We start from the raw sequence: 12,166 nt of genomic DNA on the forward strand, positions 1-12,166 counted from the left end.
CTGCGCCTGGAACTGGCCGATCCCGACAAGCTCGACGAGGCGGCCCTCAAGGCCGCCGGCGTGCGGGCGCTGGTCCGGCTCGACGGGCCGGTGGTGCATCTGGTGATCGGGCCGAAGGCCGAGGCGGTGGCCCTGGGGTTGTCGGAGATGGCGACCGCATAGGCGCCTCTCTTCCGTAAAATCCCCGCGAAAGCGGGGACCCAGGCTTTTTCTGCTACCCGCCGCGCTCGACGATAAAACACCTGGGTCCCCGCTTTCGCGGGGGTCTTACGGGGAAGGGGCTATCAGGCCGCCGCCAGGGCCCGCTCGCGGCGGTCGTCCCAGACGGCGATCGCCCAGATCACGAAGCCGCCCGCCGCCAGGGCGCAGCCGACCCAGCCGGTCGAGCGCCAGCCGAAGCCGGCCGCGACCGCCATGCCGGCCAGCCAGGGGCCCAGCGCGTTGGCGGTGTTGAAGGCCGAGTGGTTCAGCGCCGCCGCCAGGGTCTGGGCCTCGCCGGCCACGTCCATCAGGCGGGTCTGCAGGGCCGCGCCCAGGCCGCCGCCGCAGCCGATCAGGAACACCACCGGGACCAGGGTCCACAGGCTGCCCACGGCCAGCGGATAGAGCGCCAGCGACGCGGCGCTCCACAAGAGGATGGCGCCGACGGCCGGCATCAGGGCGCGGTCGGCGGCCCAGGCGCAGACCAGTGTGCCGGCCGTCATGCCCAGGCCAAACACCATCAGCACCAGCGGGAGGGCGGTGGGCGAGGCGTGGGTGACCTCGACCAGGGTCGAGGCCAGGTAGGTGTAGACCGCGAACATGCCGCCAAAGCCGATGGCGCCGATGCCCAGCGTCAGCCAGACACGGCGGCTGGCCAGGGCCGACAGTTCGCGCAGGGGGCTGGCGTCCTTGGGCGCGGGTTCGCGCGGGGCCAGCAGGAACACCGAGACGGCCGTCAGGGTCGCCAGCGCCGAGACGATGACGAAGCCCCAGCGCCAGCCGATCCACTGGCCCACGGCGTTGGCCAGGGGGACGCCGACGATGGTGGCCACGGTCAGGCCGATCATCACCCGCGCCACCGCCGAGGCCCGCTTGTCGGGCGGGGCCAGCGAGGCGGCGACCAGGGCGGCGACGCCGAAATAGGCCCCGTGCGGCAGGCCGCTGAGGAAGCGGAAGATCACCATGGTCTCGAAGGTCGGCGACAGGGCCGACAGGCCGTTGCCGATGGCGAACAGCACCATCAGCCCGACCAGCAGGGTGCGGCGGGCGATCTTGGCGGCCAGCACCGCGATCACCGGCGCGCCGACGACGACGCCCAGGGCATAGGCGCTGATGGCGTGGCCGGCCGTCGGCTCGTCCACGCCCAGGGCGCGGGCGAAGTCGGGCAGCAGGCTCATCGAGGCGAACTCGGTGGTGCCGATGGCGAAGCCGCCCAGGGCCAGGGCCAGTTGGACGAGCGCCGCGGAGGGGGCGGGGCGGCGGGCGGGGACGCTCATGGCGGACCTTGCTGGGGCGGAAAGCGGCGAGGCTGGTCGCGCACGCGCCCATCGCCCGCCCGGACGCGAAGGTCCGGCGGAGACGGCGCGCGGTTAGGAGCCGCGCTGCGGTTGGTCGAATGTGTGCATAGCTATTCACTCGCCATTCCGAAGGCAACCCTCTAATAGGGATCACGAGGGGAAATCGCGCGAGGGATCGCCGCATGAGCGGAAACTGGCGGCCGCCGTCGTCGACCGACGTGGCCAGGGCGGCGGGCGTGTCGCAGTCGGCGGTGTCGCGCGCCTTCACGCCCGGCGCCCGGATCGCGCAGGCCACGCGCGCCAGGATCCTGGAGGCGGCCGAGGCCCTGGGCTATCGGCCCAACCTCCTGCCCAAGATCCTGCAGACCAACCGTTCGGGCATCGTCGCCGTCGTGGTCGGCGGCTTCTACAATCCCTATTTCGCCATGACGCTGGAGGCCTTCTCCCGGGCCCTGACGGCGGCCGGCCGGCAGATGATGCTGGTGCGGGTCGACAGCGACCGCATCCTCGACGGGGTGGTCGACCAGCTGGCCGGCTACCGCGTCGACGCCGTGGTCTCGGCCCTGGCCCTGACCTCGCAAGGCGCCGCCGACCAGCTGTCGAAGCTGCGCATCCCGATCGTCACCCTGAACTCGGACCTGGCGGGCGACTGGATCCGCTCGGTGTCGTCCGACAACTTCGCCGCCGGGGTCGCGGCCGCGCGGCTGCTGAGCGAGCGGGGCGGAAGCCGCTTCGGTTTCGTGGCGGGGCCCGCCGACAGCCCGGCCCAGGTCGCCCGCGAGGCGGGCTTCGCCCATGGTCTCGCCGAGCTTGGCCTGCCGCCGGCGACGCGGGCCGGCGGCGGCTACGACTACGCCAGCGGCGCTCGGGCGGCGCGAGACCTGTTCTCGTCGTCCGATCGCCCGGACGCCCTGTTCTGCGCCAACGACCTGGCCGCCTTCGGCGTCATCGACGTGCTGCGCGAGGACTTCGGACTGACCGCGCCGGGCGACGTGCAGGTGATCGGCTACGACAATCTCGACATGGCCGAATGGGCTCCCTACCGCCTGACCTCGTTCGACCAGGACGTGGACGCCCATGTAGCCACGGCGATGGAGCTGCTCGACCTCGAGGCCGGCGCGACCTGCGTGGCGCGGACCGTGCCGTCGCGGCTTGTCGAGCGCGAGAGCACGCGACGAGGCTAGGCGCTGGAAGCGCTTTGGTCGGTCCAGGTTTTCAGGGGGTAATGGCGGAGAGGGTGGACACTCAATTTCTGTCAAACCTTCAGAGTTTCAAATTGTTAGGTTGAGTTAGGCGAGATACTGTCCCACAAATCGATCCGCAAACCTCCAAAATATGAGCAATCCTAAACGGGTCGAATCGCAATGGCGCGCCACCTAATGGTTGCGAGCTAGTTTGCTAGAACAGGCCGTCTCACGGCTGAGCGACGTCCTCTATAATGGATTGGATTGTCTGTCAGTGGCGCCAGACGCACCGCTCCGCGTGTGCGGCGCTAGCGATTGGGACGAATTGGGCGCCGTCATTGTCGGGCAGGAGCCCAATAGCGGCCCAACTAATCGCCTCTGACGTCCACAAGGCTGTGCATTAGGGGATGAAGAGCTTCACCGCCATATCGATGATAGCAGCTGTCCGGTCTTTAACTTGCTTAGGGCCCCAGGTAGGGCTGTCACTGATGTCCCGATTGATCCGCAGTTTAGATTTCTTAAGGACGCTTCGCTTGTCTTTGTAGGATTTGTTGGCGAGTTTATCATTTTCCTCTGGGCCAAATATTGTGAGATTGCCCAGGCTATCCTTATGTGGCTCAAGCGCCGCCACTTTATCTGCCGGTTTGGCTGAGCGCGGGTAGATGTGCTCCAGCGTCGTATTCGCAAAATCGAAGACGACGGCTTTGTCCTTACACTTCGGCGTTCCCGCTGCCTGCCCCTTCAACCAATCAATATGATCTTCAATGGCTATAAGAAGATAACGGACATGTCCGTTGCCGGTTCTTGGACTGTAAGATGTTTGAGCCAAATTCGTCCTGAATACAACCTCTGGGACATGCTTATCCAGCAGCTCATTGAGGTCGTTCTTCAGATTGGAAATTTTGTACGCGGCCGGGTTCCCACGAATTTGCTTGGCGTGTCTGACATAGAGCTCGGTCATCGGGGTGGCATGGCCATTTCCGATGGTTTTGTACCGAAAGACAAACCGCTCTAACGAGGCTACGGCCGTGGCGAAGTTTCGTGGACCTAGCAGTTGCAGTGAAAGCAACAGCGGCATGGCGTTGGTATGTTTGAGATGGGTGACAAGCATGCGCAGGCGCTCGCGGTCCCAAACAAAAACCTTAGGATCGGGATCAAGCGGCCACTCGCCTTCCCCCATTTCCTTCAATTGGCCGAAGGCCTCTGACATGGCTTTGACTTCGCCGAGGAGGCTCTGGGCCTTCGCTCCCATCAGCGCCGCGCCCTCCTCCAGCTTGAAGCGATACGTCATGAATTGGTCGGCGAGACCTGAGGAGGTAGGACGCCGCCCCTCATGGCTCGAAAAATACCAGCGCAGATAGTCGTCCGTGTCTTTAGGCGCGTACGCTAGGACCTCATCCCATCGCTTTGCGACCTTGGCCTGCATGGGGCGTAGAGCATCTGTATCCAGGGCTTCCATCGTCTTCGCGCGGAGCAGGTCGCCATCGGTTAGCAGAACGCCGCGGTCATTTAGCACCTGGAAGATCTGGTAGGCCTCGCTCCGGGTGTCGGCCGCCATGAAAATGACGCTGCAATCATTCTCCAGCACCGCATTAACAAGCATCCTGACCTTCTCGGCGCCCGCGACCGGCCCGTCGCCGAATATCGTGGCTTCAATGAAATCGCCAATCAGGCTCCAGGCTTTTGCAAGGCGCTCATGCGAGGCGCGTTGAGGCGCGATCGGCGTCGCATCAATAAGCGCCTGAAAAAACTCATTATCGGCTTCGGAAAGCGTTAGCTTACGAACCTCGACATACGCCATACCGACATTGTCTCTATAAAAGAGGTACAGAGCCCGAAGTTGTAATAGGGTCTCCGTCAGGAATGTCTTGACGACAACCTCATCGGCGCTCAAAGCCTTTTCTTTATCGAAAGCTTCGACGACTGCGGACATTTTTTGGCTGAGCTTAGCGATCAGTAGCACGAAGGTGGCCAATCGCTGTTGACCATCAATTACTTCATAGTTTGAGCGATTTGAGTTTTCGATCGGCCATTTTGCGGCCACGACGCCACCAAAAAAGTGGTTGAGAGGCGATCCGCTGGCCCGAGCTTTAAGACAGCGAGTAATATCAGACAGGAAATCCTCTACGGATTCATCCTCCCATGCGTAGCCGCGCTGGTATTTCGGGACCTGGAACGTGTGGTTTTGTTCAAAGAGCACCTTGATGCCGTGTTGTGTTGGCTTGATGGCCAAATTCCGCCCCCGTGATTGTCATCTACCCCTCGGCCTTCACCTGCCGACTCGCTTCTAACTTGTCATTTTTTCAAAAGACACGCACTGATTCCGAAGCCTAATCGCCCATAGGGCACCGATCGCCCGAGCCGGGCGGCCTTTTACGATAGGCGGACAGCCCCCTTCGCGCCTAAGCTGCGCTAGAAGCTCCACAATTAGACCTAGACGCTTTAGACGAGCCAAGAAGGTAAGCAGGCCAAGACCCTGGCGGCGATGATGCGCACGCCGCACCTGGGCGCGGCCGGGGCCCCATCCCGTTGTCGCCAGCGCGGCGCGCGAGCTTCTCAACTTGCTGAGAGATCGCGCTGAAGAACTCGACAACCGCCTGATCGGCATCTGGCCGAAAACCAAGTTCGAGCGCCAGGGATTCGATCTGATCCGCCGCACATACGTCGAAGCGCGCTATTCAGATCATTACCGGATTTCTGACGAACACCTCATTGGTTGGAGCAACGGGTGGCTGCGCTATAAGGCGTCGCTTTTGAAGTCTGCCAGGAGCGGATTGAGGCGCTTCGCCGCGCTTTGCCATAGTTCGTGCATCTGGGAGGCAGGTGGCAGGGGCATCACGCTACCCCGTGGCTCTGTCGAAAACTTCGGCCGCTAAAATAGGCTGAAGGCATGAAAATCTCGACGCGCTGGGCGATGGCGCATCGGCTAGTTGCCGTCAGCGAATTCGCCGATCGCGATCCTAAATCGAGTAATCGCGTTGGCATGCAATTTTGTCATACGGATTGGGCGCCAATCCTTGTGGCGTATCTCTAGCCGAGACTTGTCGTTGCCGATCAGTCGAATCTGAGACGCCCCGTGGGAAGATGGCGGAGGCACGCCCCGAGACCAGGCAGCAACGATATCACCTAAATCTCTAAGCAGCTTGGCCTTCGTGCGCGTAACTCGAAAGACTGGATCGATGCCCTCAAGCTCGATCCACTCTGCACCGGTATCGTTGACCACCTTCAACAGGCGATATGAGGCAGCTTCCGCGAGCGGGGTCTCGAGCGAATCGAGGGCGTCGCCCTGCGCCTGACTTTGTGCCTGGTCGCCTAGGCCGAGAAGATTGAGAATCTCCTCAACAGGGTCGCCCAACGTCGTCACTTCAGCAATTTGCTCAAAATGCCCGGGTCGATGCCAGTTAGACCCTCGCTCGGTCCCTGACGCTGTTCATCCACGATGGCAATTAGTTCCTCAAGCGGATCCCCCGTTTGATTGAAGCAGCGCTCTTCCATCTCGACGAGCCCAGCGTGGGCATATTCTTCGAAGATCCTAATGCGCTCGTCGGCACGCTCAGGCGACAAGACCTTTAGATCGTCCGTTGTGGCGATCGAGAGTGCATCGATAAAGCCGTCGTCTAGCGCCCGCTCAAAGATGTCATACCGGATGGCGACCCCCTTCCGGTCTAACGGCAGGGACGAGCCACGACGCCGACCTAGCGCAGCGGCGAACATCAACACCTTCTGTTTTGTCTCAAAGAGTGCATGCACCCCGTGAGCGTCAGGCGTGGTGAAACGGTCCAGGAGACCCTCTAGGTCCCGCGGCGGAGCGATGCGACCGATCATTTGCCGACCAACTGGATTTGGGTGCGCTCGTAAGGGTCTGTCGTCTCCACCACGTACGGATACGTCTCGTCGATAATATCAATGGTGCGCCCGCTGTCAGGCTTTGTAGAGTGCAGTTCCAAGACGTACTCCTTTCCGACTTTGGGTCGAACCTCCTTCTCCACCTCCACGCGCCATTGAGTTTTGGAGACGAGGATAACCACCTGACTCGCGAGCCTAGGTATCCATTGAGCCACTTTGGCGCGGTAGTCGTCTTCGAGAGATCCAAACGGTGAGTCCATCACGAGGGGATATTCTCCGCCTTGCTCAACATCCATTTCTGAACTCGCCGAGTCTTCAAGGTTCTTCCGCGCTTTCTCGACTAAGCTTCCAACGAAGCTCAGTGCAAGAACCTGCTTCTCCCCTGTCGATGCGCCGTGAACAGGTTGTTCAATCCCGCCTACGCGTTTCGTCAATCGGAGTTGGAAATCTTCGTTCAACGACGCTGTGTAATCCTTGACCGCAGCATCGTTCCAAAGCCGCGCGATGCGAGCGCTCAAATCCTGACGAACATCATCCTTACGAAGATCGTAGATTTGCCGAAGCACGTTGGCTACACGGTCGACAGCCTCCCGCCGGCGCTTAATGAGCTCGCCCATCTGGTCGCTGGCCTTGAGCTTTCCTAATCGCCGCTCAGCCTCTTCTTGAATCACCTTATTAGATGCCAGGTCCTGGGTCGTGCGTAGCAGGCCCGCCTTCTCGTCAATTATGTCGTTGGTGACCCGCTGAATTTGCTCGGCAAGGCTTACGGCCTTATCGCCCGCCTCCGGATCTCCCAGTTTGAGGTCAATATCATTCAATTGGTCGTCAAGCAGACGCATCTGCGCTTTGAGACCGGAGCGCTTTCCCTGAAGCTCATCAATCAATTGGAAATAGTCTCTGCGGCGCGACTCCAGAGAGTTTATCGCGGCGCTTGTTTGGGATACCGCTTCCTCATATTCAGCAAGTCCGGTATTCTGTTGCCACTTTCGAAGCGCATCGATTTCATGCTGATGTTCATCATCTAGAGACCGGCCGCAGATGCACAATTTTTGCTGGAGAAGGTCTTCGACGAACTGCGGCTTGATTTTAGCCGGAAGCTCCCCCCGTTGCCGTGCAGCTGCGACTGCCTGCCGGGTGCTTTCGAGCTCAGGGCCACCCAAGCCCAAATAGCCATTAGTTGAAACGGCCTTGGCCAGCTCGCCGGTGCGCTCCGCCAAATTAACCCGATATTGCTCGCGCTGCGTCCTGAGGCCATCCCGCTGGACGACGAGCTCCGCCAGCGACTGGAGCTCACGCTGCGATTGCTCATAGGTGTCTTTCTCCTTCGTTAGGAGCGCGATCGCGTTAGCGGAACGCTTTTCTTCCTTGGCGAGGTCGTCCGCTTTTTCCTTGAGCGCTTCAAGCTCAGACACGGCGGCCTGCAGCTCCTCACCACCGTGCTTCTTTAGCTCGGCGGTCAATTCCTTCGAGACAACTTCCTTGAGGTGGTGGAGGGAACGCTCGTAAATCTTGATGTCGAGTAGGCTCTTTAGCCCCTCCTCAACCTGCTCATAGGCGTCAGCGCTCGCCAGCCACTCGACGCGTTCACCATTGAAGAAGAAGAACGGGTACAAGGTTTGAGAAAGCAGGGTGTTAATTCGCGGTTGGACAGATGATGGGATCGGAGTTAGCTCCGCCTCACCAGCCTTTTGCACCGAAAGCCCGACTTTCTCAGCATCAGGAACTTGTTCAATACCTTTTTTGGTGACGGCGACGGACCGTTCGACGACATACAGGCCATCCCGATTCTTAAACGTCAGGCGCACCTTCACCGTGACGGAACCGCCTTCCGGGGCCTCCGTCATCGCTGCTTCGCTTGCTAGGCGATCAGGAGCCTCAAAATCGTCAGTGGTCTCGCCATAGAGGCACCACACGAACGCATTCAGCAACGCCGTCTTGCCGGCACCGTTGAAGCCGTGGATCAGCGTAATATTACGCTCCTTTCCCACGGCAAATTCAATATTTTGCTTTCCGTAAAATTGTCGGAAATTCTCAATGTATAGCCGCTGAAGGATCATTTAATAACATCCCTTACGGCTTTCATGAGATCTTCACGCACTTGCGGTTGGCGCTGGTAAAGCTTTTCCTGCTCGACCTTCAACACACGGCTCAAAAGCTGCTGCTCTTCGGTCGTGAGGCTCTGCAGTAGCTCCGCCACCTGCTCCTTGATGCTGCTCATTTGCCCCACAACCAAACCAAACCATGCTCCTTCGTCCAGTCGAGGATGCCCGCGCGGGCCTCGGGACCGTTCAAAGCTAAGCTCGAGAACTCCATAACACGCTGAAGCTGATTTTTCACAACCATGCGCATTGCGCGTGAAGTATCGCTTTCGCCAGCCTGGATCGGCGGAACAACGAAAAAATCAAAGATTTCCGCGCTTTGCTTTCCAGTAGAAGGCGATTTTCGCAATACACGTCCGCGACGCTGAACGAACTGCCGGGGGTTGGTGCTGCTAGACAAGATATATGCGGTCCGAGTCGAAGGGACGTCGACACCTTCATCCAGGCATCGGATCGCTACCAGCGCCTGAATCCGCCCCTGGTCGAAATCCGCCAAAATCTGACGTCGGATTTCCGGCGGCGTATCTGCGGTATATTTGGCGCAAACGATACCGAGGTCAGATGCGATCTGCACCACCTCCTCTATTTGCTTTGGGGGGATTTCGTCGTGGTCACCCTCGACGCGCCCGTCGCCGCAGTAAATAAGTATATGCGTGTCGTGCTTCCTATGACCGAGTAGTTCCTTTAGCTTCGGCAATTTCTCTTTAGTAGATGAAAGAATACGCGCCCTCTTCATCAAGAGAGATTTTGCCCCCTCCGAGAGATCGGAATTGCCGTCCGCGATCCCAAATTTTGCCAGCTTTGCTGATATCGCCTCGTATGCCTCCACCTCTGAAGGATTTAGGGTGGAAAATATTGTCGTGTACTCATAAGGCACGAGGATGCTATCCCGGATAGCATCTTCCAAACTATACTCGTAAACTGTCTTCCCAAAATAGCTCTCGATGCGGGCGGTGCCTGGTGCGTCCATCCACTTCTCTGGCGTGGCGGATAGCCCGATCCGATAAGTGGCAAACGCCGGAAGAGCTGCTGCCACTTTCTGGGAACCGTAGTTGTGAGCCTCATCACCAATCACAAGAAGCACAGCCCGCAGGCGCGCGAGCAGCTTCTGAAATCCTGGCGTCTGCAACGTCGCGCTCGTGGCGACCATGCTGAGGACGCGGCGCTGGCCGCCATTTACCGCCCCGATCGCCGTTGATAGCTCGCCACTCCATCGAGCCTCCCCCTCGGCGCAACGGATTGGATTGAGGCCAAATTGTCTTGAGACTTCAATCCATTGATCCACCAGGTGGATGAACGGGGCAATAATCAAAATTGCCAGCGGCTTGCCATCCATCGCATCGTGCAGCTGAGCGGCAATAGAAAGCGAAGTGATCGTCTTACCCGATCCAGTCGCCATCGCGAGGATACCCTTGCCCCCCGCCTCAGCCCACTTTGAAATCGCCTTTTGCTGATGCACGAAGAGCCCCTTGGGAAACGGGACTAGCAGTTCGGGCTCCTCAACGCGCAGCGGGACCATTGGGGCGGCTCTTTCGTCTGCGACCGTACCGATCCTAACCTCCATCCATCCGTCGCGGTAAGCTTGAAAGAGCGGCGCCACCATCAGGCCTTGCGTCCTGTTTTCCAACATCGCCTGAAATTGGGATTCAAACCTGAGAGTCGCCCGTCGCTCGTCGGCGATCCAAGACCTAAATACCTCAAACCGCTCGAAACTACCCTTTAGTGCGAGCGCAGATTCATTGCCGCTTCCAGAGGCGACAAGAGCCTCCGCTTCGTCGGAAAAAATCGCGAATTTCTCGTGATATATTGCGGGCGACGCCGCCTCTGAAGGGCGAGCGACGTACATCCGCAATATAGATCGACGCAGTAGCTCACCAAATAGTGCATCGCTCGAGATACGCTGCGCTACCAACCCTTCAAACAGATTTTCGATGGACTCGCCGGAGAGGCTAGCGCTCCGATCTATATAATACCTCTTTATTGCACCTAAATCTTTGCGACTAAGGAGGGGCGAGCACACCAGTGTCATTACCCCTCCACGCTCAAACAAACGCCTGAGTCCAGGCGCCAGCGCGTGAAAAGCTGAACTCGAAAAGAACCCCGCCGCCCTACGATAGCTTGAGGCTGTAGAGAGCGCCCTTACGAAGAGATCTCGTGCAAGATCGTCGACGCCGCTCCGATAACCGGACCTGAACGCCAGCTGGCTTAGCGCCGCCCCAGTCAAACAGTTACCCTTCCCCGATCGTAGTATGGAGTACTACGTTAGCGAGACCGGAAGGTGAAGGGCGCGAAAAGCGCCCTCTTAGGAGATGAGCCGGCGGGTGCCGTCGGCGAGCGAATCCTGACGGCCTCTTTGGGCGGTCGCTGGCCACTAAATGGCGGCAACGGTTCCGATCAGCCCTAGCGCTTGAGCTCCTTGAGTGCAGCGATAACGTCGACCCATGGAAGATCCGGCGTGTCGTGCGACCAGGACATCCGAACCGTCCCGGCGATCTCGTCGCCGTCCAGCTTCATTGCGGTCAGAACGTGGCTCGGTTCGTAAGACGCTGAGGTGCAAGCCGAGCCATTGGAAATGGCCACATAGGGCTTGAGCGCTACGATCGCCGCCTCGGAATCAACGCCAGGAACGGCAAAGCTAAGAATGTGATCCAGCCCGATATCACCTCCGTGGACGAGAGCGCCAATCTGGCCGATCGCGGCCAGTGCTCCGCTGCGTATCTCCGCACACCGAGCCGCGCGGTTTTTCCGTTCCGATAGAGCCAGCTGCGACGCTAGACCAAAGCCGGCGATCAACGGCACAGGCAAGGTGCCGGGACGAAGTCCTCGTTCCTGCCCCCCGCCGACCATGAGCGGCGTCAGGGGGAGACGACGACCTTTGCGGCGACGGGCAATGAGGGTGCCAACGCCCTTTGGGCCATACACCTTATGCCCACTGGCGCTGATCAGATCGATCCGAGGCGAACGCGGTTCGTCTAGGAGCTTGCCAAAGGTCTGGGCCGCATCGATGTGAAAATAGGGACCGTCAGCCTCCAGGCCCTCCGCGATCTGACCGATCGGTTGGATCGCCCCGGTTTCGTTGTTGGCGTGCATGACCGACACCAGGAGCGTGTCGGGGCGGACCGCCGCCAGAACCGCTGCAGCGTCGACTCGTCCATCCCGCCCAGGTGCCACGATGGTCACCTCGAACCCTTCGTCCGCCAATCGCGCCATTGGCTCGAGCACCGCCTTATGCTCGATGGCCGTGGTCACGAGGTGCCGGCGCCCCGTCGCTTTGCCGTGGCCGGCCAGGCCCAGAATGGCCAAATTGTTGCTCTCGGTGGCGCCGCTGGTGAAGGTGACCTCGTCGGGCGTGGCCGCCACGACTTCGGCGATAGAAGCCCTGGCTTGCTGGACGGCGCGATTGGCCTCAGCCCCGTAGGCATGGGTGCGGCTGCCGGCGTTTCCGTACTCTTCCAGGAAAAGCTCGGTGATCAGCGCCGCGACCCGCGGGTCGACCCGGGTGGTCGCGGCCGTGTCGACGTAGATGGGATAATCCATC

10 protein-coding genes are annotated in these 12,166 nt (G+C 60.1%); 2 read left to right on the forward strand and 8 right to left on the reverse strand.

All coding sequences use genetic code 11. The features are described 5' to 3' along the window. Window positions 1-284: 284 nt before the first annotated feature. Window positions 285-1,478, reverse strand: a complete 1,194-nt coding sequence (locus V6S85_RS23560; protein ID WP_334350466.1) for an MFS transporter — start codon at window positions 1,476-1,478, stop codon at window positions 285-287. Window positions 1,479-1,681: 203 nt separating this feature from the next. Between V6S85_RS23560 and V6S85_RS23565 the strand changes: the two genes are divergently transcribed. Continuing rightward, entirely contained in the window at window positions 1,682-2,683 is a 1,002-nt protein-coding gene (locus tag V6S85_RS23565; protein ID WP_116563759.1) for a LacI family DNA-binding transcriptional regulator, read from the forward strand. A 400-nt stretch (window positions 2,684-3,083) separates the two neighbouring features. On the opposite strand, the gene V6S85_RS23570 is transcribed toward V6S85_RS23565, so the two are convergent. Then, entirely contained in the window at window positions 3,084-4,916 is a 1,833-nt protein-coding gene (locus tag V6S85_RS23570) for a DUF262 domain-containing protein (protein ID WP_334350467.1), read from the reverse strand. A gap of 328 nt (window positions 4,917-5,244) precedes the next feature. Between V6S85_RS23570 and V6S85_RS23575 the strand changes: the two genes are divergently transcribed. Beyond that, entirely contained in the window at window positions 5,245-5,559 is a 315-nt protein-coding gene (locus tag V6S85_RS23575; protein WP_334350468.1) for a hypothetical protein, read from the forward strand. Window positions 5,560-5,609: 50 nt separating this feature from the next. Here V6S85_RS23575 and V6S85_RS23580 read toward each other — a convergent pair whose 3' ends face one another. From V6S85_RS23580 to V6S85_RS23605, 6 genes are all read right to left on the reverse strand, one after another. Continuing rightward, window positions 5,610-6,038, reverse strand: a complete 429-nt coding sequence (locus tag V6S85_RS23580; RefSeq protein ID WP_334350469.1) for a hypothetical protein — start codon at window positions 6,036-6,038, stop codon at window positions 5,610-5,612. A 5-nt stretch (window positions 6,039-6,043) separates the two neighbouring features. Next, window positions 6,044-6,508: a DNA phosphorothioation-associated protein 4 gene (locus V6S85_RS23585; RefSeq protein ID WP_334350470.1), complete on the reverse strand. Its 465-nt coding sequence runs from the start codon at window positions 6,506-6,508 to the stop codon at window positions 6,044-6,046. Next, entirely contained in the window at window positions 6,505-8,586 is a 2,082-nt protein-coding gene (locus V6S85_RS23590; protein ID WP_334350471.1) for an AAA family ATPase, read from the reverse strand. The genes V6S85_RS23585 and V6S85_RS23590 overlap by 4 nt, the downstream gene beginning before the upstream one ends. Further along, window positions 8,583-8,747, reverse strand: coding sequence for a hypothetical protein (locus V6S85_RS23595; RefSeq protein WP_334350472.1), 165 nt, complete (start codon window positions 8,745-8,747; stop codon window positions 8,583-8,585). The genes V6S85_RS23590 and V6S85_RS23595 overlap by 4 nt, the downstream gene beginning before the upstream one ends. Next, entirely contained in the window at window positions 8,744-10,657 is a 1,914-nt protein-coding gene (locus V6S85_RS23600) for a DEAD/DEAH box helicase family protein (protein ID WP_334350473.1), read from the reverse strand. The genes V6S85_RS23595 and V6S85_RS23600 overlap by 4 nt, the downstream gene beginning before the upstream one ends. Window positions 10,658-11,028: 371 nt before the next feature. Next, window positions 11,029-12,165, reverse strand: coding sequence for an aminotransferase class V-fold PLP-dependent enzyme (locus V6S85_RS23605; RefSeq protein ID WP_334350474.1), 1,137 nt, complete (start codon window positions 12,163-12,165; stop codon window positions 11,029-11,031). Window position 12,166: the final 1 nt, after the last annotated feature.

This window comes from Caulobacter sp. CCNWLW153 (assembly GCF_036889365.1).
In the GTDB taxonomy this organism is placed as follows: Bacteria; Pseudomonadota; Alphaproteobacteria; order Caulobacterales; family Caulobacteraceae; genus Caulobacter; species Caulobacter radicis.